This window comes from Hymenobacter coalescens, from assembly GCF_054783195.1.
In genome coordinates this window covers 157,929-181,809 of the sequence record NZ_BAAGRA010000001.1, presented here as the reverse complement: position 1 = coordinate 181,809, position 23,881 = coordinate 157,929, and the positions used below count along the sequence as shown (strand labels likewise).

General features: G+C 65.8%; 20 protein-coding genes. 8 read left to right on the top strand and 12 right to left on the bottom strand.

Translation table 11 applies throughout. From position 1 onward, the window contains the following. Positions 1–45: 45 nt before the first annotated feature. The 5 genes from ACYVKQ_RS00815 to ACYVKQ_RS00795 form a co-directional block, all read right to left on the bottom strand. On the bottom strand, positions 46–681 hold the full coding sequence (locus ACYVKQ_RS00815; protein ID WP_460574629.1) for a hypothetical protein: 636 nt from the start codon (positions 679–681) through the stop codon (positions 46–48). Positions 682–824: 143 nt separating this feature from the next. Next, positions 825–1,289, bottom strand: coding sequence for a hypothetical protein (locus ACYVKQ_RS00810; RefSeq protein WP_460574627.1), 465 nt, complete (start codon positions 1,287–1,289; stop codon positions 825–827). 160 nt (positions 1,290–1,449) lie between these two features. Next, positions 1,450–3,117, bottom strand: a complete 1,668-nt coding sequence (locus ACYVKQ_RS00805) for a tetratricopeptide repeat protein (protein WP_460574625.1) — start codon at positions 3,115–3,117, stop codon at positions 1,450–1,452. A 107-nt stretch (positions 3,118–3,224) separates the two neighbouring features. Next, positions 3,225–4,070: a class I SAM-dependent methyltransferase gene (locus ACYVKQ_RS00800; RefSeq protein ID WP_460574623.1), complete on the bottom strand. Its 846-nt coding sequence runs from the start codon at positions 4,068–4,070 to the stop codon at positions 3,225–3,227. A 289-nt stretch (positions 4,071–4,359) separates the two neighbouring features. Continuing rightward, a complete protein-coding gene (locus ACYVKQ_RS00795; RefSeq protein WP_460574621.1) occupies positions 4,360–5,028 on the bottom strand; it encodes a hypothetical protein in 669 nt (222 codons plus the stop codon). A 235-nt stretch (positions 5,029–5,263) separates the two neighbouring features. Here ACYVKQ_RS00795 and ACYVKQ_RS00790 point away from each other — a divergent pair, with 235 nt between their 5' ends. Beyond that, positions 5,264–6,472, top strand: coding sequence for an XdhC family protein (locus ACYVKQ_RS00790; RefSeq protein ID WP_460574619.1), 1,209 nt, complete (start codon positions 5,264–5,266; stop codon positions 6,470–6,472). A gap of 1 nt (position 6,473) precedes the next feature. Here the strand turns inward: ACYVKQ_RS00790 and ACYVKQ_RS00785 are convergent, their stop codons facing one another. Together ACYVKQ_RS00785 and moaD are read right to left on the bottom strand one after the other, a co-directional pair. After that, positions 6,474–6,890 (bottom strand): molybdenum cofactor biosynthesis protein MoaE, encoded by a 417-nt coding sequence (locus tag ACYVKQ_RS00785; RefSeq protein WP_460574617.1) that lies wholly within the window; start codon positions 6,888–6,890, stop codon positions 6,474–6,476. Between the two features lie 95 nt (positions 6,891–6,985). Further along, the gene (moaD, locus tag ACYVKQ_RS00780) at positions 6,986–7,228 is read right to left on the bottom strand and encodes a molybdopterin converting factor subunit 1 (protein WP_460574615.1); all 243 of its coding nucleotides are present in this window, start codon (positions 7,226–7,228) and stop codon (positions 6,986–6,988) included. Positions 7,229–7,354: 126 nt separating this feature from the next. Between moaD and moaA the strand changes: the two genes are divergently transcribed. The 3 genes from moaA (at position 7,355) to ACYVKQ_RS00765 (ending at position 9,827) form a co-directional block, all read left to right on the top strand. After that, positions 7,355–8,371, top strand: coding sequence for a GTP 3',8-cyclase MoaA (gene moaA / locus ACYVKQ_RS00775; RefSeq protein ID WP_460574613.1), 1,017 nt, complete (start codon positions 7,355–7,357; stop codon positions 8,369–8,371). 55 nt (positions 8,372–8,426) lie between these two features. Continuing rightward, the gene (locus ACYVKQ_RS00770) at positions 8,427–9,230 is read left to right on the top strand and encodes an alpha/beta hydrolase (protein WP_460574611.1); all 804 of its coding nucleotides are present in this window, start codon (positions 8,427–8,429) and stop codon (positions 9,228–9,230) included. 159 nt (positions 9,231–9,389) lie between these two features. After that, on the top strand, positions 9,390–9,827 hold the full coding sequence (locus ACYVKQ_RS00765) for a hypothetical protein (protein WP_460574609.1): 438 nt from the start codon (positions 9,390–9,392) through the stop codon (positions 9,825–9,827). 15 nt (positions 9,828–9,842) lie between these two features. On the opposite strand, the gene ACYVKQ_RS00760 is transcribed toward ACYVKQ_RS00765, so the two are convergent. The 4 genes from ACYVKQ_RS00760 to moeB all read right to left on the bottom strand — a co-directional run bounded on the left by ACYVKQ_RS00760 (position 9,843) and on the right by moeB (position 15,920). Beyond that, complete coding sequence (locus tag ACYVKQ_RS00760; protein ID WP_460574607.1) at positions 9,843–12,890, bottom strand: PAS domain-containing sensor histidine kinase; 3,048 nt, start codon at positions 12,888–12,890, stop codon at positions 9,843–9,845. A gap of 114 nt (positions 12,891–13,004) precedes the next feature. After that, positions 13,005–13,430 (bottom strand): BLUF domain-containing protein, encoded by a 426-nt coding sequence (locus ACYVKQ_RS00755; RefSeq protein WP_460574605.1) that lies wholly within the window; start codon positions 13,428–13,430, stop codon positions 13,005–13,007. A gap of 153 nt (positions 13,431–13,583) precedes the next feature. Then, positions 13,584–14,747 carry a putative sulfate/molybdate transporter gene (locus tag ACYVKQ_RS00750; RefSeq protein WP_460574603.1) on the bottom strand — a complete coding sequence of 388 codons (1,164 nt, stop codon included), beginning with the start codon at positions 14,745–14,747 and terminating at the stop codon, positions 13,584–13,586. A gap of 87 nt (positions 14,748–14,834) precedes the next feature. After that, positions 14,835–15,920 carry a molybdopterin-synthase adenylyltransferase MoeB gene (gene moeB / locus ACYVKQ_RS00745; RefSeq protein WP_460574601.1) on the bottom strand — a complete coding sequence of 362 codons (1,086 nt, stop codon included), beginning with the start codon at positions 15,918–15,920 and terminating at the stop codon, positions 14,835–14,837. A 303-nt stretch (positions 15,921–16,223) separates the two neighbouring features. Between moeB and fdhD the strand changes: the two genes are divergently transcribed. The 3 genes from fdhD to ACYVKQ_RS00730 all read left to right on the top strand — a co-directional run bounded on the left by fdhD (position 16,224) and on the right by ACYVKQ_RS00730 (position 20,142). Continuing rightward, positions 16,224–17,087: a formate dehydrogenase accessory sulfurtransferase FdhD gene (gene fdhD / locus ACYVKQ_RS00740; RefSeq protein WP_460574599.1), complete on the top strand. Its 864-nt coding sequence runs from the start codon at positions 16,224–16,226 to the stop codon at positions 17,085–17,087. A gap of 30 nt (positions 17,088–17,117) precedes the next feature. Beyond that, a complete protein-coding gene (locus tag ACYVKQ_RS00735; protein ID WP_460574598.1) occupies positions 17,118–17,459 on the top strand; it encodes a DUF7009 family protein in 342 nt (113 codons plus the stop codon). Between the two features lie 124 nt (positions 17,460–17,583). Continuing rightward, positions 17,584–20,142, top strand: coding sequence for an FdhF/YdeP family oxidoreductase (locus ACYVKQ_RS00730; RefSeq protein WP_460574596.1), 2,559 nt, complete (start codon positions 17,584–17,586; stop codon positions 20,140–20,142). A 138-nt stretch (positions 20,143–20,280) separates the two neighbouring features. Here the strand turns inward: ACYVKQ_RS00730 and ACYVKQ_RS00725 are convergent, their stop codons facing one another. Beyond that, positions 20,281–20,511, bottom strand: a complete 231-nt coding sequence (locus tag ACYVKQ_RS00725; protein WP_460574595.1) for a hypothetical protein — start codon at positions 20,509–20,511, stop codon at positions 20,281–20,283. A gap of 476 nt (positions 20,512–20,987) precedes the next feature. Here ACYVKQ_RS00725 and ACYVKQ_RS00720 point away from each other — a divergent pair, with 476 nt between their 5' ends. Continuing rightward, complete coding sequence (locus tag ACYVKQ_RS00720) at positions 20,988–23,663, top strand: glucosidase family protein (protein WP_460574593.1); 2,676 nt, start codon at positions 20,988–20,990, stop codon at positions 23,661–23,663. Positions 23,664–23,881 lie beyond the last annotated feature (218 nt).

Sequence of the window (23,881 nt, the reverse complement as noted above, 5' to 3'; positions counted from 1 at the left end):
TAATCCGTCGCCCCGCCATAGCAGCAAACCCCCTGTTGGCAGAAGTTATTTCGTTGTCAACAATTTAGTCGTGTCAACCAACTCCGTGAACTCAATATTATTGTAATGCTGCTTTTGTCCGGCTTTGTCTTTGGGAACAATCTCAAACGAGAGAGTATAAATTTTTTCCGGATGTTTCGTTGATGTATGATACCCGCTACCCCAAAATGTTGATGGATTGAAACCTACGCATTGGTCGTTCAGTTGCTTGCCTTCATCGTCAACAACCATTGGTGGTGTATAAGTTTTTTCAAATGTCCATTTGTTGAGGTAGCCGATGCCGTTGCTGTCAAGGGCTAAAATGTTTTTATCAACATTTGAAAGAACGAGATTAACCTCTCCAGTGTAGCCTTTGGGCACCACTATCTTAAGGGTCGGTGAATACAGATAGTAGTGTGAAACAACAAATGCAACTGCCGTAACGATTGCAAATAAAGTCAAAAACGATTTGCGTTTAAAAATCAGTCTTAAAATAGCAGTAATTATCAAGCAGCCTATTAAAACAGCAATCAGGAGCATTCCTCCCATAAAGTAGCCGGGAAGAATTAGTCCGCCGGGTAGTTTGATGATTTTGTAGAGCAGTCCAAAAAGTAAAAGCGTTGAAATCAGTCCGAAGATATATTTCAGTTTGCGGTCATTCATAATTTCTGCCAACGTTTAACAGCTTTAAGAAGTAAGGGTATTTGAATTACTTCAGCTTCATTCACTTCATGCTGTTTAATAAAGATAATTCGTTCAACACGTATTCCTCAGCCCTTATTTTTTAAAGCTGATGTTGTGTGCCGTTATATCTTGTCCAGCGAAATTGAATAATCTATCGGCTTTACTGTTTGAGCTAATTTGTAACCTTGGCTTGCCTTGATGTCTTTCATCCAATCTTCTAAACTCTGGAATTCGCTGCTCCAACGGTTATAACTGTCGCATTCTTTGAAGTCTTTAGGATCGAATATTAAACTGAAATGAAGCTGGTAAAACTCGTCGTCTTTATCCAAAATGAATTGTCTTGCTATTTCAAAGCTAAAATGTTCTCCTTTTTCGTCACCCCAGTTGTAAACCCCATATTGAAACAGCAGCATGTCTTTATCCTCGTCATCAGCGGTAGTGACACCTGTTATTGTAGTTTCCTGAAAAATCTGTGAGGAGACATCAATTAATAGGTCAGCATTTAGCTCTTTACCCCCGTCGAGGGCTGTCTGTAAGAAATTTTTATACTCCTTTTCGACCTCTGTAGGTGATATTCTTTTTTGCATTAGTGATGGTTGAAATGGCACACAACATCCAGGTTTACGAAAGTGCCCTCACTACCAGGTTTCGTAAACCGGTCTTAAAAGCGAAACTGACTTTCGGCAAGCATGCCGATTCGGGATGCTTGCCGAAAGGTATGGAGTTGCCGCTCACTTCAAAAGCACTTCAGATAACCGGCGCCCGCCGCTTCGCCAGAAACGCCCGCGCCGCCGCCAGCTCCGGGCGGTTGGCGCCGGGTGCGTTGGCTACCTCGGTCAATTGTTGGTAGTAGCGGCGCGCCTGGTCCGGCTGGCCGGTCCGCTCGGCCGCTAGCGCCGCGCCGTACAGCCCGTTGAAGCGGTTGGGGTGATGGCGCAGGTCGGCTTGGTAGGATTGCAGGGCTTCGTCGGGGCGGTTCAGTTCCAGCAGCATATCGGCCAGCAGCTCCCGGGCGGGCAGCACCTCGCAGGGCGTAACGGGGTGCTTCTCGGTGCGCGCTTCCAACTCGGCAGCTTGCTCCATGAGCGGCAGCGCCGCGGCGGGCTGGCCCTCGGCGAGGCGCTGCCAGGCGGTGGCCGCCAGCAGCTGAATCTGCACCTGATTGGCTTTGTAGGTGTCCTCCTGCGCGAGCAGGACTCTGTGCAAGCGGCTTAGCTCCGCCAGCTCCCGCCCGGCCGAATCGGGCTGGCCGAGGCGGGCGAAGCCGAGGGCGCGGGCGAAATGCACGATGGCGGCCTGCCAGGGATACTGCTCCCAGTCGAGGCCGGGCGGGTGCGGCGCCAGCCGGGTGGCCTGGGCCCATTGTTTGTTTTCGAGCACGTAGCGCGCGGGAATCGCCGCGTACGCGTAGGCCACCTTGAAGTTCACCGGCGTTACCGCGCGTAGGGTGTCGAGGTAGCGCCACTGGGCCAGGGCCTGTTGGTTGTCGCCTTGCTGCAGGTAGGCATAGGTGAGGTAATCCAGCCCGTGCAGCTCCTCGTCCCAGTGCCCCTTCAGGCCGGCGCTTTCGGCGTAGCAGCGGGCCGCAGACGTGGCGGCCAGGTTGGAGGCAATGCAGTCGGACCACAGCCCCAGCCGGGTAAAGATGTGCGAGGGCATGTGCAGCGCGTGCGCCGACGACGGGGCCACGGCCGCGTACCGACGCGCGGCCGGCAGGCCCAGCGCGGCTAGCTCGGGGTAGTCGTAGGTGTGAATGAGGTAATGCACGATGCCCGGGTGGTTCGGCTCGTTGGGGTACAAGGCCTGCAGCAGGGCACCGGCCTGCTTCTGCTTGCGAAACGACTTGTCGGCCGGATCGGCGGCGGCATTCAGGGCCAGGGCATAGAAGATGGTGGCCTCGCGGTCTTGGGGGAAATCGGCGTGCACGCGCGCCATGGCCTGCTCAAACCAGAGCGTGCGGGTGCGGTGGTCGTGCTGCTTCCAATCGGCGTAAAAGGCGGCAGTGGCGCCGATATACGCCGCCTCCTGGGCCGATTTCCGCGGCAGGCGCTGCGCCAGGGCCATGGCTTGGGTGCCTTTGGCCAGCTCCGTTGGGGTCGGGGGCGTCCAGAGCGGGTGGTAGTGGCACATGGCCACGCCCCAGTAGGCCATGGCGCAGCCGGGCTCCCGGGCAATGATGCCCGCAAAAACCTTTTCCGCTTCGTCGTACTCGAAGGAGTGCAGCAGCGCCAAGCCCAGGTTGAAGTCCTTGCGGACGCCGGCCCCGCAGGATGTCTCGAAGGTGGCGGCGCCCAGCTGCTGGTCGGCGGGGCCGCACAGCGTCAGGTTGCCCCGTTTCAGGTCGATGGCGCTGATTTCGGCCGCCGACGGGGTGCGGCTGGTATCATGGCAGGCCCCAGCCAGAAGCAGGAGCATGCCCAGGAGCAGGGCGCGGGCGGCTGGCCGTGTGCGCATCATGGTGTTGGCATTGGCCAGGCCGGCCGCAGAAGGGGCCGCGCTCAGCCGCAAGGCTCGGACCGGCGTCATTTCTGTCCCACCACGACCACCGTCCCGTAATCCAGCGCCGCCTGCTGGTCGGGGTATTTCTCGTCGACCAGCGCAAACACCGCCCGCTTGATCTTTTCCCGCGTCGCGTCGTCGGTCTGGCCCAGGGCCGCGACCACCGGCGCGGCCACCTCGTTCATGAACTGCCAGTACGTATCGTTGCTGCCGCAGCGCAGCTTGCCCGTCACTTCCTGATCGGTCACGTGCTGAAAGCCGGCCTGCCGCAGCAGCTCGGCGAGAAAGCCCGGGCCGGCGCAGCGAAACATGCCGGGCGCACCGGGCGGCGGCGCGGGCAGCGCCAGGTGCTGGCTGATGGTGCCCATGATGGCGGTAATCCAGGTGTTTTGGGCGGGCACGCCCCACACGGCGGCGGCCAAGCGGCCGCCGGGCTTGAGCACGCGGTGCATTTCGCGGGCGGCCAGCAGCATATCCGGAAAAAACATGAAGCCGAAACGGCAGCTGACCGCGTCGAAGGTGTCGTCGGAGAAAGGCAGTGCGCACACGTCGCAGGCCACGGTTTCGTAGTTGCGGATGCCCTTGGCGCGGGCCTTGTCGCGGGCCACGGCCAGCATGTCCTCGGCCAGGTCGGTGATGATGACTTTGCCGTCCTTGGCCAGGGTAGCGATGCTCAGGCCCGGTTCCCCGGTGCCGGCGGCCACGTCGAGCACGAGGTCGGTGGGCTTGATGTGCAGGGCGCGGATGATTTCGTCGCCCATGGGTTTCAGCCACTCCATGGTAAAATCGTCCCACTTGCGCCAGCCGGCCGAAAACTTGTTCCAGGTGGCTTTTTGCAGTTCGCGAATCTGTTCGAGCTGGGTTTCCATAGCGGTAAGGAGGAAGGGGCCCGCCGGCGCCGGCTTGGGTGCTCGGGTAGTCGAAACGCGTCAGCCAGCCGGTGGGCGAGGGCAGGGGTGGGAGTCGAAAAGGACTAGGAGCGCCCCAGCCGCCGGATGGGCTAGGGCAGGCCTGTAGAGGGGAACAGGCACCGAATTACCGCCCGCCGGGCACGGGCCAGACCACTGCCAACGTCCTGAGCAGCACCGTTGCAGGAAGATAGAAGGTAAGTTAAAAATCTTAATTATAGAATATAACAGCGGGCCAAACGCCAGCCGCCTATTGCGGCTGGTAGCTGCTGGTGTCCCAGCCGCCTTTGGCCTGCTGCTCGCGCACAATCTCGGCCATCTGCTGCTGGAAGTAGGCGGGGTCTTTTTTCAGCAGCAGGCTGACGTTCTTGTTTTTAACCGTGGCCAGATACGCGCGCACGGCCGGATACTGGCCGGCATTGGAAGCCAGGGACCACATGGCCGAGCTGGCCGTCACGAACAGGTTCAGGTTTTTCCGCTCGCCGTAGTACTGGGTGTTGCGGATGAGGTGGTCAAGGTACTTGGCGTCGCCGGTGGCGAAATACGACGACCAGTTCATGTCGTTGACCACCGGCGAAGGCTTGCTCTGAGCGTACAGGCTGTCGATGTTGGCGTTTTTCAGGGTGTAAAACAGCTGCTTGAACTCCGGCTTGCTGATGTCGTCGATGCGGGCGTAGAAGGCTTGCTTGGTCGCGGCATCCTGCAGAAACAAGGCCCCGAAAAAGCCGTGGAGCGCGGGTGTGAGCCGCTGGGAGGGCGCGTCGGTAGTGTTGATAAACGTGATGGTCTTGGCCACCAGCTCGGGGTCTTTCCGCGTGGCGTAGGTCTGCAGCAGCGTGCCGTATTCGTACTGATCGTTCTGGGCTATGGCGGGGGCGCTGAGCAGTAGGCCGGTGGCCAGCAACAGGATAGGCTTCATCGGATAAGGACAGGTATGAGGTCGGAAGTACTGCCGGTACTACGCCGTGCGAGGGTGCCTGAAGCAACACCGGCACAGCAATATAGCAGCCGGGACGCTGCCAGGGCCTAAATGCCACAACCAGCGCCGGCGGCCGGGCGTACTTGCTGCTGACCCTTTGTTTTTCGGGCCGCCGGGAAGATGCCGCGCCACCGTTGTTTGTTGGTAGGCCAGCCCACGGGCCCACTACGCACCCATGACCGAACTCCAACGCCTGCTCCGGGCCTACGATGAGAACCGCGCCGCCGGCCGCGCCTGCGCCCTGGCCACGGTGGTAGAAGTGGAAGGCTCGGCCTACCGCCGCCCCGGCGCCCGCATGCTCGTCACCGACGACGGCCAGCTTACCGGCGCCATCAGCGGCGGCTGCCTCGAAGGCGACGCCCGCCAGCGTGCCCGCCAGGCCCTGCAGCGCCGCCAGCCCGCCCTGGTCACCTACGACACCTCCGACGAAGACGACCCCCGCCACGGCCTCGGCCCCGGCTGCCAGGGCGTGGTGCGCATCCTGCTGGAGCCCCTGGACTTTCAGGACCCGGACAACCCGCTGGAGCTGTTGCGCGGCTTTGCCCGACACCCCGAGCCGGCCGTGCTGGCCACCGTGTTTCGCCTCGCCGCCGGGCAGGCCGTCGCCGACCTCGGCCAGCGCCTGCTGCTCATGCCCGGGGGGCAGGTGCGCGGTTCGGCCCTCGACAACCTTGACCTGACCGCCCAAGTCCGCCGCGACGCCGAGCAGGCCCTGGCGCAGGATCAGTCGCTGATTCGCGAATACCCGGCGGCGCAGAGCGGCACCGTGCGCGTGTTTCTGGAAGTGCTGCGCCCGCCGCTGCGCCTGACGGTGTACGGCGCCGGCAACGACGCCCAGCCCCTGGTGCGCCTGGCCGCCTCGCTCGGCTGGGAGGTGACCGTGGTGGATGGGCGGCCCCGGCAGGCGGCGTCGGAGCGTTTTCCCGAGGCGGCCGCCGTGCGCGTGGTGCCGCTGGGCGAGGTGCCCGCGCTGCCGCTCACCGCCGATTACGCCGTGCTGCTCAGCCACAACTACGCCTACGACCTGGCCGTGCTGCAGCGCCTCTTAACGGCTCCTACGGCCTACATCGGCCTGCTCGGCCCGCGCCAGAAAGCCGCCCGCCTGCTCGAGGAGCTGTGCCAGGAAGTGCCCGAGGCCGAACGACTGCTGCAAGGCCGCCTGTACAGCCCCATCGGCCTGAACCTGGGCGCCGAGACGCCCGAGGAAATTGCCCTCTCCATTACCGCCGAAATCCAGGCCGTGCGCCAGGGGCGTGGCGGCGGGATGCTGCGCCATTCCCCAGACCCCATCCACGCCCGCCCGACGGATGTAACGACCCCGGATACGGCCGCCGCGCCGCACCACCGCCACGTGGTGGTGACGGAGCCCAGCTGCGGGCTGTAGCTCAGGGGTGGGCGGCCACCCACACCGTGCCGTCTTCGTACTCTTCTTTTTTCCAGATCGGCACCACTTCCTTGAGCGTGTCGATGATGTACTGGCAGGCGGCAAACGACTCGGCGCGGTGCGGCGTCGACACGGCTACGACCACGGCCACGTCGCCGATTTCCAGGGTGCCCTTGCGGTGTACCACGGCTACTTTCTGCAGCATGGGCCAGCGCTCCACGGCCTGCTCGGCCACCTTGCGCAGCTGGTGCACAGCCATCTGGTCGTAGGCTTCGTAGTGCAGGCGCACCACGCGCCGGCCGGTGCTGCGGTTGCGGATGGTGCCGATAAACGAGTTGACCGCGCCGGCCCCGTCGGCCTGCACGGCGTCGAGCACGGCCGCTACGTTGATGGGCTGGTCGGTGAGTTCAATAAGCATAAGGGCCAAGGAAGAATGAGGAATGAAAAAAGGAAGAATACAGGATGCATTGTGCTGCCGGGCTTCACTCTTCCTTCTGCCTTCCTCATTAAAATTTACCCGCCGCTGACGGGCGGAATCAGGGCTATTTCGTCGCGCTCCTGCAGGCGGGCGTCGGGCTGGGCGTACTCGTTGTTGACGGCCACGGCCAGGCTGCGCAGTTCGGCCAGGGCCGGGTACGCCTCTTGGAGCTGGGCCAGCAGCTGCTGCACCGACTGGCCCGCGGGGGCCGTCAGCTCCAGGGTGGGGTGGCCCACGATTTCGCGGGTGATGCCGAACAGGGCAATGGAAAGCTTCATGGCAGGTAAACCGGATAACCCCGGCTTGGGGTTGCGAAAATTGCCGATTTCAAACACAAACTTTGTTTAGCCGTTGTTGCAGGAAGCAAGCCGGCCGCCGCGGCCGCTGCCCGGAGCTGTTTCCCTATGTCTGATTTTACCCCGTCTGCCCTCTTCGATAGCCACGGCCGCCCGCTGCAGTACGTGCGGCTGGCCGTGACGGATCGGTGCAACCTGCGCTGCTTCTACTGCATGCCCGAGGAGGGAATCCGGTACCTGCCCAAGGGCGAGCTGCTGCGCTACGAGGAGATGGAGCGGCTGGTGGGCATCCTGGCCGGGCTGGGCGTGCGCAAAGTGCGCCTTACGGGCGGCGAACCGTTTGTGCGCCGCGACCTGGTGCCCTTCATGGCCCGCTTGGCCGCGCTGCCCGGCATCGAGGAGCTGACCCTGACCACCAACGGAGTGCTCACGGCCCCGCACGTGCCGGAGCTGGCCCGGCTGGGCGTACGCACCGTTAACCTGAGCCTCGATACGTTGGACCGCGGCCGCTTCGAGCGCATCACGCGCCGCGACGAGCTGCCGCGCGTGCTGGAGACCTTGTACGCCTTGCTGGCGGTCGGTATCCGCGTCAAAATCAACGCGGTGGTGATGGACGGGCAGAATACCCAAGACATCCTGCCGCTGGCCGAGCTGACCCGCGAGCTGCCCGTCGACGTGCGCTTCATCGAGGAAATGCCCTTCAACGGCGGCAGCCACGAGGCCACGCCGGCCACCCTGCCTTGGCACCACCGCCGCATCCGGGAGCACCTCGAACAGCATTTCGGGGCGTTGCTGCCCGAGGCCGCCCGCCCCGGCGACACGGCCACGCACTACGCCGTGGCGGGCCACGCGGGCCGGCTGGGCATCATCGCCGCCTATTCGCGCACCTTTTGCGGCTCCTGCAACCGCATCCGCCTCACGGCCGAGGGCGGCGTCAAGACCTGCCTCTACGACCAGGGCGTGCTCGACCTGCGCGCCCTGCTGCGCGGCGGCGCCACCGACGACGCCATCCGCGTGGCGCTGACCCAGGCGTTTCGCCACCGCGCGGCCAACGGCTTCGAGGCCGAGCAGCGCCGGCCCCTGCACCAGCTCAGCTTCGAGTCGATGTCTACCATCGGCGGCTGATTTCGGCGCCCAAAGGCTGGTTTTCACCCTGCGGCGGCCGTAGCTTGGCCTTTCGATGAAACTGCTAGCCCTTCTGCTCGGCGCGGCCGGCGCCCTTTACGGCCTGATCTGCCTGCTGCTGTACTTCCAGCAGGAGCGCCTGCTGTTCTTTCCCGATAAACTTCCGCCCGAGCATCGGTTTCGCTTTCCCGGCCGCTTCGCGGAGCGCTGGGTAACGGCGGCCGACGGCACGCGCCTGCACGGCCTGCTGTTTCGCACCGACTCGGTAGCCCGCGGCTTGGTGTTTTACCTGCACGGCAACGGCGGCGCCCTCGACAGCTGGGGCCAGGTAGCGCCCACCTACACACGGCTGGGCTACGACGTATTTCTGCTCGATTACCGCGGTTACGGCAAAAGCCAGGGCCGCATCAGCAGCGAAGAACAACTCCTCCGCGACGCGGAAGCCGCCTATCAGCAGCTGGCCGCTGACTACCCCGAGGCGCGCACCGTGGTACTGGGCTATTCCCTGGGCACCGGCGTGGCCGCTTGGCTGGCGGCCCGGCACCAGCCGCGTATGCTCATCCTGCAGGCACCCTACTACAGCATGAAGGACATGGCCCGCAGCCACTATCCGTGGGTGCCGGGCTTCCTGGTGCGCTATCCGCTGCGCACCTACGCGGTGCTGCCGCGCGTAGCAGCCCCGGTTGTGCTCTTTCACGGGGAGCAGGATGAGGTTATCTACCCCGGCTCCTCGCGGAAGCTTCGGGCCCTGCTCAAGCCGACGGACCGGCTGGTGCTGCTGCCCGGCGCCGGACACAACGGCATGACGGACCACCCGGACTACCAGCGCGTGCTGCGCGACCTGCTGGCGCAGGACTGAAGCCGGGTGCAGGAGCGGCGGGCAGCGGCGCAAAGAATTCTACATCCGGAAGCTCTGGTGATTACCGCGAACGGCTGCCGGCCGGCTCGACCATAGCGTCAACCCAGCCGTAAGGAAAAAAATCCTCATTTTGCGGCGGCGCCACCCCGTCCGAATGCCATGTATCCAATCCAGACTCCCCCCGAATTTGCGGCCGCCCTGCGCGACCATTCGCCCGATGGCATCGCGCCCGAGCATCTCGATGAGCTGACGGCTCAGCTGCTCACGGCTTTCGAGGCTGTAAAGCCCTACCGGCCGCTCACCATCCGGCCGGCCAGCCCGCCCTGGGGCGGCGCGGCGTTGGCTTTCGAAGCCACCTGGGCCGATACCCACGCCTTGGTGGTTGCGACGCGGCTGCCCCCGGCGCAGGGGTCCCCGGCCCAGCTTACGCTGCGTCGTGCCGGCCAGCTTGTGTACGCGGTCAGCTCCAATCCCGACCACCTGGCCACGGCCGTGTCGCTGTGCCTGGGGCGCCACATCAAGCGCACCCCGGAACAGGCAACCAGCCCGGCGCCGGACGCCGGAGCTGCTTCTGGCCACCAGACCACGGAAAATTAAACCAACGCGCCCGGCTTAGGCAAACCAGTAAATAGTAAAGGTGGTGCCCTCGCCCGGGGAGCTGGCCACCTCCAAGCGGCCGCCGTGGCCGCGTACAATGCGCTGTACCAGGTACAGGCCCACGCCGGCTCCGTTGACGTGCGTGTGCTGCCGCTCGAACAGCTGAAACTCGGATTCGGGGCCGGCGTGCAGGCTCATGCCCAGGCCGTTGTCCTGCACTACGAGCATGGTCTGGCCAGTTGCCGACAGTTGGCTGGCTATCCGCACTTGCGGGGGGCGCTCCGGGTGCGCGTACTTCAGCGCGTTGCTAAGCAGGTTGTGGAGCACCGAACGCAGGTTGGCGCGGTTGTAGGCCAGGGTAGGGGCGGCGGAAAAGTCCAGCTGTACACTCGCATGGGCCTGTTCGATCTGCGCCTGCAGGCCCAGCAGCACCTCGTCGGCAATGGTTTGCAGGTGCAGCTCCCCGTCGTTTTCCTCCTGGCGCTGCTCCTGCACGGTGGCCGCCAGGTCGCGTAGCGTCGTGTCGAGCTGCTGGAAGGAGTCGTCGACCATGCCCAGCATGAGCTCGTGCTCCGGGTCGTCGAACGTGGCGGCGCGGCGCAGTTCCCCGAACAGCCCAATGAGGTTGTTGAGCGGCTGGTGCAGGTCGTGGGCCGCCGTGTACACGAAGGTGTCCAAGTTACGGTTGGTGCGGGCCAGCTCGTCGTACTGGCCCTGCAGCACCTGCTGCAGGCGGTACTGGTTGTGCACGTCGGTGCAGGAGCCGAACCAGCGCGGACCACGCGCGTCGCTGCGGCGGCGGGCCCGGATCAGGTGCCAGCGGTACTGCCCGTCGTGGCGGCGCAGGCGGAACGTACCGTCGTAGCTGTCGCCGGTGCGCACGCAATGCACCCAGCGGCGTGCCGCCGCCACTTGCTCGTCGGGCTCCAGCAGGGCAATCCACCCCGTGGGACCCAGCTCCGCCGCCGAAAGGCCAGTGTAATCGGCGGCCCGCTGGTTATAGTAGTCGATGAAGCCGTCGGCGGTGGCCGTCCAGATCAGCTGCGGAATGCTCTCGGCCAGGAAGCGCAACTCGGCCTCGCCGCGCCGCAGCGTGTTGGCCAGCTCGCGCTGGTCGTGCACCTCGGTGATGGCGCCGTGCCAGCAGCCCGGGCGTCCGGCCAAGTCCAACTCGGGTACAGCGCGGCTCAGCATCCAGCGGTATTCCCCGTCGTAGCGGCGCAGGCGGTACTCGTAGTTCCAGCCCACGCCCGAGGCACGCGCCGCCTCTGATTGGGCTTGCACGCGCAGGCGGTCGTCGGGGTGAATGAGCGCGGGCCACATGGCGCCCACGTCGGCGTTGGGGGCTAGGCCGGTAAAGTGAAACCATTGCGGGCTCACGTACTGCACCGTGCCGTGCGCGTCGATGGTAAAGGTGATTTGGGGTACCGTTTCGGTGAGCACCCGCAGGCGGGCGTCCTGGCGACGCGTCTCAAAGGCCAGCTCGTTGGCGCGCTGCCGGGCTTCCTCCTGCCGCGTCACGTCCACGGCAAAGACCAGCAGGCCCCGCACCCGGCCCTGCACGTCGTGCAGGGGGCGCAGCGTCATGTCGAAGTACAGCGTGGAGGGCTCGGCGGCGCCGGCCTGGGGCAGCAGCAGGCGGTAGGCCTTGGCCACGAAAGTGCGGTCGGAGCGGTATACCTCGTGCATCACGGCCAGCAGGTCGTGGGCGTGGAAGTCGAGGTAGTCGGCCGCGGGCTGCCCCGACGGCGCGTGCCCGCCCAGCAGCGCCTGCATGGGCTCATTCACGAACTCGTAGCGCAGCTCGGGGCCCAGCAGGGTAGCAATGCAGGCCGGTACTTCGCTCAGGATTTCCTGCAGCTGCCGGTCGGTGGCGCGCAGCTGCTCATCCAGCAGCCGGGCCGCGTGGATGTCGGTGGTGGAGCCGTACCACTGCTGCAGCTGTCCCTGCGCGTCGTGCACCGGCACGAGGCGGGCTTGGTGCCAGCGGTACTGTCCGTCGAGGCGGCGCAGGCGGTACTCCTGTTCCCAACTGCGGCCGGAGGCGGCTGCCGCGGCCAGGGCCTCGAGGAAGGCGGGTTGGTCGTCGGGGTGCAGCGCTTGCAGGTAGCCCATGCCCAGGGCATCCTCCTCTGCCTGCCCGGTGTAAGCGTACCACTGCGGCGAGAGGTAGGTGGCACGGCCCGCCGCGTCGTTGCTGTACGTGATAAGCGGCAAGCTCTCGGTGAGCATGCGCACCTGTTGGTCGCGCTGCCGGACGGCCACGCCCAGGGTAGCGGCGCGCTGGCTGGCCCGTGCCCGCTCGGTTACGTCGGTGGCGTAAAGCAGCACGCCGGCGGCCCGGTCGGTGCCCTCGCGCAGAGGGCTGAAATAGAGGTCGAAATAACGGACTACGGCGTCGTCGTCAGGGGCAGGCACGGCCACGTCGGGCAGGGCTAGCGGCTGGCCAGAGCGGTACACGTCGTCGAGGCGCTGCACCAGGGCTTCGGTAAGCGGGTGCGGCTGGGTCAGCGTTTCGGCTACCGGCAGGTCTAGGCGCAACTGCTCCGGCAGGAGGCGTGCCAGTGCGGTACCGATGTAGGCCGGAATGTGCACGGGCCCGAAGAAGGCCGCCAAGTAGCCCGGCAGCTGATCCAGCAGAAACTGCAGCTGAGCCAGCCGCGGGGCCAGCGGCGACACCAAGGCCGAGGACGCGGGCTCGGCGAGCACCGGCAGTGCGCTGCACAGCACGCTGCTGCCATCCGGAGCCACCCGAAACTGGACCTGCCACCACGGTAAGTGCTCGGCTCCGTAGCCGGGCGGCAGTGGGTAAAAGACCGGGGTAGCCGGCGGCGGCGAGGCCGGGTACGCCCGCAGCGCGGCCTGCGCGCCGGCGGCCCAGGCCGCCCCCAGCGACGCTAGTGGGACCGTGGTCAGCGGTTGCCCGACGAGCTGCGCGGCATCGGCCCCGCTCAGGGCGAGCAGGGCGTCGGAAACGGCCAGAATAGCCCCGTCGGCGCTAAGCGCCAGCGCCGGGTGTGGCTGGGCCGCAAACAGGAAAGCAAAATCCGGGCGGTCGGGCATGCAGTGAACAGACGGATGAACAAAGCTAAAGGTCCTGGGCGGCCCTAGTAGTTCCGGGTGTAACCGAACGGCCGGCCAAGCGCTTCGTAGCGTGGGAAATAGGGCGGTGGTAAATTAGCTTTTGGGATTTACCACCGCCTCACGTACGAGGTTGAGCAGCAAGGCATCGGCCGCGTCCAGGCCAGCCGGCACGGCGCGCAGCTGTTCGGGGCGGAAGAAGCCTTCCAAGGTGGAAAAAGCCGACGGGTCGAGTGGCTGGAAGGCCATCGACCAATCGGCAAAGCTGCGCCGGCTGATGCTTTTGTCCGACATTTTGGTCACGTTGGAGTGCCGCAGGTCCTGGGAGATTTTGGCGTATAGGGCTTCCAGCACCTCCGATTCGCCTTCGATCAACTGGGCAATGTTGCCGTGACTGTAGAACAGCACGCCCGTGACGTGCAGGCGGGCATTGTCGCGGCGGCACTGTACCAACAGCTCCTGTAGGTCGGTGTCGGATAAGGGGCGTACGGCCCGGCTCATGTAAATGATGTGTGAAAGCATGCGGCGGTGGGTGAAGCCTGCCCGCAGGAGCCGCGAAGCGCCAAGCGCACGCGGCCTTCCGCGGGCGAAGCCGGGGTAGATAAACGGCAAATTACGGTTTTACGGCGGCAGAGGCTTGGAACCGGGTGCGGGGCCGGCTGTACGGAACTGCCATCAGCGGCCCAGGCCCACCCAGCCGCGCTGCATGGCGTAGTGCAGGCCCGTGCCCGTGAGCAGCCCGATCAGGTAGCCGTAGGGCAGCCCCCAGCACAGCAAACTCACCAGCAGCGCCAACAGCAGGCCCGCCCGTGAGTCGGCGGTGTCGCGCAGCAGGGCGGCCAGCGTGAGGGCCTCGAATAGCAGCAGCACGCCCAGAATGGGCAGCGGAAAGATGTGCACGACCTGCTGAAAACCCTGGCTGAAGAACAGCCCCAGCGTGAGAAACAGGGCCCCGTACAGCACCACCGACCCGCCCGTGCGCGCCCCAAACGCGTAGTGGCCCACCAGCCCGCCCGAGCCGTGACACACCGGGAAGCCGCCCAGGAAGGGGTTTACGAGGTTCATCAAGGCGTAGGTCAGGCTGATCTGGCGCACGGTGATGCCCCGGGCCGGAAAGTGGTCGTGGAGCACCTGCCGGGTGGCCAGGATGGAGTTGCCGAGGGAAAGTGGAATTTGCGGCAGGGCCAGCAGCACGGCGCCGGTCAGCACGTCGGCCGGGGCGGGCACGTGCCAGGCGGGCAGGCGCAGGCCGAGGGCGCGCTGCGCGGTGGCCAGGTCGAGCTTGAACACCAGCCCGTAGACCACCCCGAGCGCAATGACGAGCAGGGCCGCCGGCACGCGGCGGTTGCCGAGCAGCACCACCGTAATCAGAAAGCCGGCGGCGGCCAGCGCGTAGCCGCCGAGGCCGTCGGCGGGCACGTACTCCTTCAGGGCCAGGGTAGTAAGCTGCAGGGCCAGCCCGAACTGAATGCCGCGCACCACCGGCTTGGGCACCAGCCGGGCCAGCGCGTCGATCAGCCCGGTGGCCGTCAGCACGAGCATGCTCACGCCGATGGCCAGGCCGCCGCCGAAAATGATGCGCCCGGGAAGCTTCTGCGCGATGACCAGCGCGGCGAAGGCCTTGAGCGGCTGCACCGGCATCGGCAGCCCGTACCACAGCCCCGAAAACACCTGCATCAGCCCGAACATGACCAGAATGCTCGCGCTGTCGGCGCCGGAAGCGGCAATGATGCCGATGAGCAGGGGCAGGTCGGTACCCAAGTCCCCGAAGGCGCCGGCCAGCTCGTTGCGGTCGAAGCGAAGGCGTGGGGGAGCCGGGGGCGTACTGGTTTGGGGCATACGGGGCGAAAGTAGCGCGAGGTCCGGCAAAACGGCGGCCGCGGCTGGAAGAGAAAAGTGCGGGGCGAGCTACGCAGCGGCCAGGGGTTACGCGGTCCAGGCCAGGATGCCGCCTTCCAGGTTCAGCAGGTTGGTGAAACCCAGCGTCGTTTCGAGCTGCTGCACGGCGCGGGCACTGCGGGCGCCGGAGCGGCAGTACACCACTACGGGCGCGTGCCGGGGAATCAGCGTGGCCTGTTCGGCCAGCTGGCCCAGCGGCAGCAGGGTCGCGCCGGGCAGGTGCTCGGCGGCAAACTCGGCCGGCTCGCGCACGTCGAGCAGGAAGGGCGGCGCGGCCGACTGCAGCTGCCGCCGCAGCTCCGCGGCCGTGATGCTGCGCGGCGCGGCCTCGCAGCCAGGGTCGCGGTAATCGGCGGGGTCGGCGGTCAGCAGCGTCACCTGGCTGCGCTCGGGGTGGCGCGGAAAGCGCAGCGTGCGCGTCTGAAACGTCAGCGCGTCGAGCAGCCAGAGGCGGCCGCTGAGCACCTCGCCCAGGCCCAGCACCACCTTGAGCGCCTCGGTGGCCTGGGCCGTGCCCACCAGGCCGGGCAGCACGCCCAGCACGCCGGTGGCGTCGCAATTGGGCGCTTCGGCCGGGCCGGGCGGCGTCGGAAACAGGCAGCGGTACGTGGGGCCGCCGCGGTAGTTGAACACCGACACCTGTCCCTCAAACTTGTGGATGGCCCCCGATACCAGCGGCTTGCCGAGCAGCACACAAGCGTCGTTGAGCAGGTAGCGGGTGGCGAAGTTGTCGGTGCCGTCCACCACCACGTCATAAGCCTCCACCAGCTCCCGCACGTTGGCCGGGCCCACGCGCACGGCGTGCACCTGGCAGGTCACCAGCGGGTTGAGGCGCTGCACCTGCCGGGCGGCGGTGGCGGCTTTGGGCTGGCCCAGGTCGGCGGGGCCGTAGAGAATCTGGCGCTGCAGGTTGCTCAGCTCCACCTGGTCGGCATCGGCAATGCCGAGGGTGCCCACGCCGGCGGCGGCCAGGTACTGCAGCACCGGGCAGCCCAGGCCGCCGGCGCCCACCACCAGCACGCGGGCCCGGCGCAGCTTCAGCTGGCCTTCTTCGCCGATTTCGGCAAGCTGCAAATGGCGGCGGTAGCGCTGGCGTTCGGCGGGGGTAAGCACGGCAGGTGAAGGCGTGGAATGAGCAGCAGGGGAGGCCGCCGACGGGGCCGGCCGTCTCCTCAAACTGCCGGCCCCGAAGAAAAGTTGGGGCCGACGCCGAACTTGCACTAGCGCCGCGCTTCGGAAAGGTCCCACCGCGGCCCGGCCCGCGCTGTTTTTTCGGCTGCTGGATAAGGTGCATTCCGATTTTCTGGAGGCCGGTTGCTGCGCCTGCGTGCCGCCCGCCGCGTCGTATTTCGCGGACGGCGGCCAAACCCGGCTTCCGTCGCCGGGGTTATACCAGCACCCGTTTGCTCCACGCCCATGCCCGCTCCCGTTTTTTTGCCCCCGACCAGCTACGAATACGCCACCGTGCACAAGGTGAGTGGCGACGCGCGCCGCGAAGCTTCCGATGTGCTGGCCGCCGAGGAGCCGCTCGAAATCCGCATTGGGTACGGCCCGGCCGGGCAGCGCACGCACCGCACCCTGGCCGTGACCATGCGCACGCCCGGCCACGACCTGGAGCTGGCCGCCGGCTTCCTGCTGACTGAAGGGCTCATCCGCCAGCGCCCGGACTTGCTGGGCCTGCTGCACTGCCCCGACGTGCAGAAGCCCGAGGAGCAGGGCAACGTGGTGCGCGCCGAGCTGGCCGATTCCGTGGCGCTGGATTTGCCTCGGCTGGAGCGACACTTTTACACCAGCAGCAGCTGCGGCGTGTGCGGCAAAACCAGCATCGAAGCCGTGCACGCCGCGGCCTGCCCGGTGCTTCCCGCCGACGGGCCGCTGGTGGCCGCGCAGGTGATTCATGCGCTGCCCGAGCGGCAGCGCGCCGCGCAAGCCGTGTTCGAGCAAACCGGCGGGCTGCACGCGGCGGCCCTGTTTTCACACGAGGGCGAGCTGCTGCTGCTGCGCGAAGACGTGGGCCGCCACAACGCCCTGGACAAGCTCATCGGCGCGGCCCTGCTCGACGAGCAGCTGCCGCTGCACCGGCACGTGCTGCTGGTGAGCGGCCGCGCCTCCTTCGAGCTGGTGCAAAAGGCCGCGGTGGCCGGCATTGCCGTACTGGCCGCCGTGGGCGCGCCCAGCTCCCTGGCCGTGCAGGCGGCCGAAAACTTCGGCATGACGCTGCTCGGCTTCGTGCGCCAGCAGCGCTACAACATCTACTCGCACCCCTGGCGTATAGCCTAACGGCGTGTGAACGTCTGCGCCCCAGCCCTCATGAAACTCCGCATCGAAGACAACTCCCTGCGCCTGCGCCTCTCCGAGGAAGAAGTGGCCCGGTTTGCCGCCGCCGGCCGGCTGGCCACCGCCGTGCCCTTGGCCCCCGGGCCCGAAGGCCAGCTCACCTACGCCCTGCAGCAAACCGACGACGACTCGACGGCCGCCGCACAGACCCTGCGCGTCGCCTACAGCCCCGGGGCCTTGTCGGTGCTGGTGCCCGCCACGCTGGCCCAGGCCTGGCTGCAGCCCGACCAGGTGAGCTTGGTAGGCACCGTCGACGTGGCCGATGGGCAGCACCTGCGTATACTAGTCGAGAAAGACCTGGGCTGCCGCCACTAAGCGCTGCCCGGCTCCCAACCGATTCCACCCACCTAACCGCAACCTCCCGCGGGCTTGCCTTCGTCGCCGGGCTCTGGCTTGCCAAAGCCCGCCCCGCCGCCCACCCGCCGAGCAGGACCTACCGATGGAAAAATCACCCGCCCAAGACCCGAGCCAGGCCGGCAAAACCCACGAGCAGACGGCCGCTTCCAACGTGCCGCGCAGCGGCGAGCGGCCCAGCCAGGGCGCGGCGCCCACCCACGACCACTACGACAACGGCGGCAAGCCCGACGCCGATACCCGCCCCATGCAAGCCCCCGATACGCTCGGCGCCAAGCACAAATTCCCGGTGCTGGCCCAACCCCCCGCAGACTTCACCGGCCTGCGGCTCGGCCAGCCCAGCAAGGTGGCCGCGGGCCTGACGGCCGTCCTCAAGTCCCTGGAGTTCAGCTGGGGCGAAGCCGGGCTGAAGCGCGGCACCCAGGCCCTGCTCAAGCTCAACCAGAAGGACGGCTTCGACTGCAGCAGCTGCGCCTGGCCCGACCCCGACGAGCACCGCTCGGTGGCCGAGTTCTGCGAAAACGGCGCCAAGGCCACGGCCTCCGACACCGACCACCAGACCATCGACCCCGAATTCTTCGCCCGGCACAGCCTGGCCGACCTCTCGCGCCTGACCGACCGCGACCTGAACAGCGCCGGCCGCATCACGCACCCGCTGGTGCTCCGGCCTGGCGCCACGCACTACGCGCCCATCGGCTGGGCGGAGGCCTTTCAGCTGATCGGGGCGGAGCTGAACGCGCTCGGCTCGCCCGACGAGGCGGCGTTTTACACCTCCGGCAAGGTGCCCAACGAGCCGGCCTACTGCTACCAGCTGTTCGTGCGCGAGTTCGGCACCAACAACCTGCCTGACTGCTCCAACATGTGCCACGAGTCGAGCGGCTCGGCCCTGACCAACACCGTGGGGCTGGGCAAGGGCTCCGTGACGCTCAACGACCTGTACGAGGCCGAGGTCATCCTCATCATGGGCCAAAATCCGGGCACCAACCACCCGCGCATGCTCACGGCCCTGCAGAAAGCCAAGCGCAACGGCGCCCGCATCATCAGCGTGAACCCGCTGCTGGAGGCGGGCCTGAATCACTTCCGCAACCCGCAGGACTTTCTGAACCCGCTGCGGGCGGCTGGGGCCCTGCTCGGCGACGGCACGCCGATAACTGACCTGTGGCTGCAGGTGAAAGTGAACGGCGACATGGCTGTGCTGCGCGGCATCATGAAGTACCTGCTGGAGGCCGAGGAGCGCAACCCCGGCATGGTCATCGACCACGACTTCATCCGCCAGTATACCGCCCACTACGAGGAGGTGCTCACCGAGCTGCACAACACCAGCTGGGAGGACATCGAGCAGATGAGCGGGGTGCCGCGCGCGCAGCTGCTGGAAGCGGCCAACCTCATCGGCTCCAACAAGAAAATCATCACCTGCTGGGCCATGGGCCTCACGCAGCAGAAAAACGCCGTGTACAGCATCGGCGAAATCGTGAACCTGCACCTGATGAAAGGCGCCATCGGCATTCCGGGGGCGGGCCTGTGCCCGGTGCGCGGGCACTCGAACGTGCAGGGCGACCGGACCATGGGCATCTGGGAGCGGCCGCACAAACAGTTTCTGGACGCGCTCCGCGCCGAGTTCGGCTTCACGCCGCCCTACGCGCACGGCCTCGACTCGGTGGAAACGGCCAAGGCCATGCACGACGGGCGCATCAAGGTATTCGTGAGCATGGGCGGCAACTTCCTCTCGGCCATGCCCGACACGGAGTTCATTGCCGAAGGCATGCGTCGGCAGCGCCTGACGGTGTTCGTGGCGCCCAAGCTCAACCGCGGCCACCTCGTCACGGGCCAGACCTCGCTGCTGCTGCCCTGCCTGGTGCGGGCCGAAGTGGACGTGCAGCGCGCGGGGCCGCAGTTCGTGACCTGCGAAAACAGCATGGGCGTGGTGGAGATGTCGAAGGGCGTGCTGCCGCCGCTGGTGGGCCAGATGCTCAGCGAAACGGCCATCGTGTGCGGCATGGCCATTGCCACCCTGGGCGAGCGGACCCGCACCGACTGGGTGGCCATGCTGGAAAACTACGACATCGTCCGCGACCATATCGCGCGCACCATTCCGGGCTTCGAGCACTTCAACCAGAAAGTGCGCCACCCCGGCGGCTTCTACCTGCCCAACGGCCCGCGCGAACGAAAATTCACCACCTCGAACGGCAAGGCCAACTTCACCGTCACCGAGTTCAAGAAGCACGAGCTGCAGCCGGGGCAGCTGGTGCTCTTCAGCCTGCGCAGCCACGACCAGTTCAACACCATCATCTACGACTACAACGACCGGTACCGCGGCGTGTACGGCGAGCGGCGCGTCATCTTCCTGAACCCCGAGGACATGCAGGCGCGCGGCATCCGGGAGCGGCAGCTGGTGAACATCACCAGTTACTTCGAGGGGCAGCAGCGCTACGCTGAGCGCTTCATTGCCGTGCCCTACGATGTGCCGCGCGGCAACTGCGCCGCCTACTTCCCCGAGATGAACGTGCTGGTGCCCGTGGCCAGCGTGGCCGACGTGAGCAACCAGCCAACTTCCAAGTGGGTGGTGGTGACGGTGGCGCCCGTGGCCGAAATGCTGCCCGAGGGCGCCACTCAACCAGCGGCTCTTACAGCGGCCAACGCGTAACCGGCCGCCGCAACCGCTACGGCCGGAAACAACACCCGCCGGTGTATGTAGCAAAGAGCCCGCGCAGGATACCTGCGCGGGCTTTCTTGTGGAGAGGGTAAGCGGGTTGGTTGTGGAAGAGAGGGGTGGGTAGGGCAGTTAGTTTTGGCGCTCGGCCAGCCAGCGAAGCTGGGTGGCGCGGTCGGCGGGGCCGCGGTACACGAGGCGGCCGTTTTTCAGGTCGCCGGCGTACACTTCTACCTCCGGCGAATCCTCGGGCAGGAACACCCGCACCGATTCGCGGACGCCGGGCCGCACATAGGTGACTCCGGGTGCTTCGGGCCAGGAAATTTCGTAGAACCCTGCGTTGGCCAACTGCACATCAAGCATAGTAGTACAAGAATGTTTGGCTGAACAAGCATATTTTATCGTGCTATAGTTCCAAAAGTTTCAGCGCGGTAAATACTTAATTATTCGTTTCGGCCATTACGGTGGTTCGCCCCCGGTGCGCGGGCCACCCACTCGCGCACCTCGGGCACGCCTCCCGGGGCTTACGCTTTGCCTATTAGCGGTTTGACCGGGGGGCTGGCCGGCGGGGGCAAGGGGCTGGCCCGGTTTTGGTGGCGCCTTGGTACTCCGGAAAGCTGCGCGTTGCAAACGTTTGCGCAACTCGGCGGGGTAGTCGGGGCCACGTAGTGGCCTAACAATCTGGGTGGTGGCTCTCGTATAAGGCCTTCACAGGCGCGCAAGCGGAAAAAATTCCGGGACTCTGAAAATGGGATTTCACAACTACTACCGCGGCGCGTCACTTTTCTTCACTTCGATGCTTCGGCGCCGGCGCCGGCCGGTGCTTTGCCATACCATACATGACGCAGGAACAATTACGCCTGGCTGAAACCAAAGCACAAACCGCGGCTTGGCAGAAATTCGGCCCTTACCTCACCGAACGCCAGTGGGGCACCGTGCGCGAAGACTACAGCGCTGGCGGCGACGCCTGGAATTTCGTCTCGCACCACATGGCCCGCAGCTACGCCTACCGCTGGGGCGAGGAAGGCCTGGGCGGCATCTCCGACGACCGGCAGCTGCTGTGCTTCGGCGTGGCCCTCTGGAACGGCAACGACCCCTTCCTGAAGGAGCGCCTGTTCGGCCTCACCAACGGGCAGGGCAACCACGGCGAGGACGTGAAGGAGTGCTACTACTACCTGGACAGCACGCCCACGCACTCGTACATGAAAATGCTCTACAAGTACCCTCAGCGGGCGTTTCCGTACCAGCGGCTGGTGCAGGAAAGCGCCAAGCGCACCCGGCAGGAGCCGGAGTACGAGCTGCTGGACACGGGCATTTTCAACCAGGGCCGCTACTTCGACGTGTTCATGGAATACGCCAAGGCCGGCCCCGACGACCTGCTGATCCGCATCACGGTGCACAACCGCGGGCCCAAAACGGCGCGCCTGCAGCTGCTGCCGCAGCTGTGGTTTCGCAACACTTGGAGCTGGGGCTACGACGCCTACCGCCCCGAGCTGCGCGCCGCCGCGCCCGGCGTGGTGCAGGCCGAGCACCGCGACCTGGGCCGCTACCACCTGTACTGCGCCGACAACCCGGAGCTGCTCTTCTGCGACAACGACACCAACGGCACCGTGCTCTACGAGCTCGAGGCCGCCCCGGACCAGTTTTTCAAGGACGGCATCAATGATTGCGTGGTGCTGGATGACCGCCAGGCCGTGAACCCCGCCCAGCGCGGCACCAAGGCCGCCGCCCGCTACGCCCTGGCGCTGGCCCCCGGCGCCGCGCAGCAGGTGTGCCTGCGCCTGAGCCTGGCCGAGCTGGCCGAGCCCTTCGCCGACTTCGACGAAGTGTTTGCCCGGCGCTTGGCCGAAGCCGACGACTTCTACGACTGCCTGCAGGACCAACTGCCCGATGCCGACACGCGCAACATTCACCGGCAGGCGCTGGCGGGCATGCTTTGGAGCAAGCAGTTCTACCACTACGACGTGGCCCAGTGGCTGCAGGGCGACCCGGGCGTGTTTACGCCGCCGGCCGAGCGCCGGCAGGCGCGCAACGCCCACTGGCGCCACCTGCACAACGCCGACATCGTTTCGATGCCGGACAAGTGGGAGTACCCCTGGTACGCGGCCTGGGACCTAGCCTTCCACTGCGTGCCGCTGGCCGTGGTGGACGCGGAATTCGCCAAAAACCAGCTCCGGCTGCTTACCCGCGACTCCTACATGCACCCGAACGGGCAGCTGCCGGCCTACGAGTGGAACTTCTCCGACGTGAACCCGCCCGTGCACGCCTGGGCCACCTGGCGCGTGTTCCAGATGGACAAAAAGCTGCAGGGCGGGCAGGGCGACACGGCCTTTTTGGAATCCGTGTTTCACCGGCTGATGCTGAACTTCACCTGGTGGGTGAACCGCAAGGACCGCAACAACCACAACATCTTCGAGGGCGGCTTCCTGGGCCTGGACAACATCGGCGTGTTCGACCGCTCCTCGCCGCTGCCCACCGGCGGCTACATCGAGCAGGCCGACGGCACGAGCTGGATGGCCATGTACGCGCTGAACCTGATGCGCATGGCCCTGGAGCTGGCCAAAACCAACCCGGTGTACCAGGACATTGCCGGCAAGTTTTTCGAACACTTCCTCTACATCGTGGAGGCCATGACCAAGGCCGGCGACGGGTCGTTCAACCTCTGGGACGAAGAAGATCAGTTCTTCTACGACGTGCTCCACTTGCCCGACGATGAGCGCATCATGCTCAAGGTACGTTCCATCGTGGGCCTGATTCCCCTCTTCGCCGTGGAAGTGCTCGACGACGAGCTGCTGGCGGCCATGCCCGACTTTTCGCGCCGGCTGCGCTGGTTTCTGGAGCACCGCCCGCACCTGGCGGCCCTGGTGTCGCGCTGGCAGGAGCCGGGCAAGGGCGAGCGGCACCTGCTGAGCCTGCTGCGCCGCCACCGCCTGGAAAAACTGCTCAGCCGCATGCTCGACGAATCGGAATTCCTTTCCGATTACGGCATCCGCGCCCTCTCGCGCCACCACCTGGAGCACCCTTACGTGTACAACACGCCCGAGGCGGATTTCACGGTGCGCTACGAGCCGGGCGAGTCGGAGTCGGACCTGTTCGGCGGCAACAGCAACTGGCGCGGCCCGGTGTGGTTTCCCATCAACTACCTCATCATCGAGTCGTTGCAGCGCTTCCACAACTACTACGGCGACTCGTTCACGATAGAATACCCCACCGGCTCAGGCAAGCGCCTGACGCTGAACGAAGTGGCCAATGCCTTGGCCGGGCGCCTCACTGCCATCTTCCGCCGCGACGCAGCCGGCCGCCGGCCCGCCTTCGGCCAGTACGAGCTGCTGCAGCGCGACCCGCACTTCCGCGACTACCTGCTCTTCCACGAGTACTTTCACGGCGACGACGGCCACGGCCTCGGCGCCAGCCACCAGACCGGCTGGACGGGCCTCGTCATCCGCCTGATGCAGCCCTTGCTACCCATCGGCGGCGCGGTGAGCCGCAAGCTGGAAAACCAGGTGGTGGAGTAGTTCGCTGCCGCGTGAAGCCGGCTGGGGCCAGTTCAGCCACGCTACCGCTCTACCCGCTCACCGTTGTTTCCATCGGGCGGGCGCGCTCTGCAGGGCGGTGGGCATAGTAGGGCCGTTTCAGGGGCGCAGCCGCGGTAATGGCTTTGTCGCTTAGGTATTTGAAGCAGGCGGCCGCGTGAAACCTAGCGCAGTACCCGGTACGGCCGACGGTGGCCGTG

What these genes read in the sequence shown, in the direction of transcription:
- ACYVKQ_RS00815 (WP_460574629.1), bottom strand. Translation starts at nt 681, where the DNA reads ATGAATGACCGCAAACTGAAATATATCTTCGGACTGATTTCAACGCTT.
- ACYVKQ_RS00810 (WP_460574627.1), bottom strand. Translation starts at nt 1,289, where the DNA reads ATGCAAAAAAGAATATCACCTACAGAGGTCGAAAAGGAGTATAAAAAT.
- ACYVKQ_RS00805 (WP_460574625.1), bottom strand. Translation starts at nt 3,117, where the DNA reads ATGCTCCTGCTTCTGGCTGGGGCCTGCCATGATACCAGCCGCACCCCG.
- ACYVKQ_RS00800 (WP_460574623.1), bottom strand. Translation starts at nt 4,070, where the DNA reads ATGGAAACCCAGCTCGAACAGATTCGCGAACTGCAAAAAGCCACCTGG.
- ACYVKQ_RS00795 (WP_460574621.1), bottom strand. Translation starts at nt 5,028, where the DNA reads ATGAAGCCTATCCTGTTGCTGGCCACCGGCCTACTGCTCAGCGCCCCC.
- ACYVKQ_RS00790 (WP_460574619.1), top strand. Translation starts at nt 5,264, where the DNA reads ATGACCGAACTCCAACGCCTGCTCCGGGCCTACGATGAGAACCGCGCC.
- ACYVKQ_RS00785 (WP_460574617.1), bottom strand. Translation starts at nt 6,890, where the DNA reads ATGCTTATTGAACTCACCGACCAGCCCATCAACGTAGCGGCCGTGCTC.
- moaD (WP_460574615.1), bottom strand. Translation starts at nt 7,228, where the DNA reads ATGAAGCTTTCCATTGCCCTGTTCGGCATCACCCGCGAAATCGTGGGC.
- moaA (WP_460574613.1), top strand. Translation starts at nt 7,355, where the DNA reads ATGTCTGATTTTACCCCGTCTGCCCTCTTCGATAGCCACGGCCGCCCG.
- ACYVKQ_RS00770 (WP_460574611.1), top strand. Translation starts at nt 8,427, where the DNA reads ATGAAACTGCTAGCCCTTCTGCTCGGCGCGGCCGGCGCCCTTTACGGC.
- ACYVKQ_RS00765 (WP_460574609.1), top strand. Translation starts at nt 9,390, where the DNA reads ATGTATCCAATCCAGACTCCCCCCGAATTTGCGGCCGCCCTGCGCGAC.
- ACYVKQ_RS00760 (WP_460574607.1), bottom strand. Translation starts at nt 12,890, where the DNA reads ATGCCCGACCGCCCGGATTTTGCTTTCCTGTTTGCGGCCCAGCCACAC.
- ACYVKQ_RS00755 (WP_460574605.1), bottom strand. Translation starts at nt 13,430, where the DNA reads ATGCTTTCACACATCATTTACATGAGCCGGGCCGTACGCCCCTTATCC.
- ACYVKQ_RS00750 (WP_460574603.1), bottom strand. Translation starts at nt 14,747, where the DNA reads ATGCCCCAAACCAGTACGCCCCCGGCTCCCCCACGCCTTCGCTTCGAC.
- fdhD (WP_460574599.1), top strand. Translation starts at nt 16,224, where the DNA reads ATGCCCGCTCCCGTTTTTTTGCCCCCGACCAGCTACGAATACGCCACC.
- ACYVKQ_RS00735 (WP_460574598.1), top strand. Translation starts at nt 17,118, where the DNA reads ATGAAACTCCGCATCGAAGACAACTCCCTGCGCCTGCGCCTCTCCGAG.
- ACYVKQ_RS00730 (WP_460574596.1), top strand. Translation starts at nt 17,584, where the DNA reads ATGGAAAAATCACCCGCCCAAGACCCGAGCCAGGCCGGCAAAACCCAC.
- ACYVKQ_RS00725 (WP_460574595.1), bottom strand. Translation starts at nt 20,511, where the DNA reads ATGCTTGATGTGCAGTTGGCCAACGCAGGGTTCTACGAAATTTCCTGG.
- ACYVKQ_RS00720 (WP_460574593.1), top strand. Translation starts at nt 20,988, where the DNA reads ATGACGCAGGAACAATTACGCCTGGCTGAAACCAAAGCACAAACCGCG.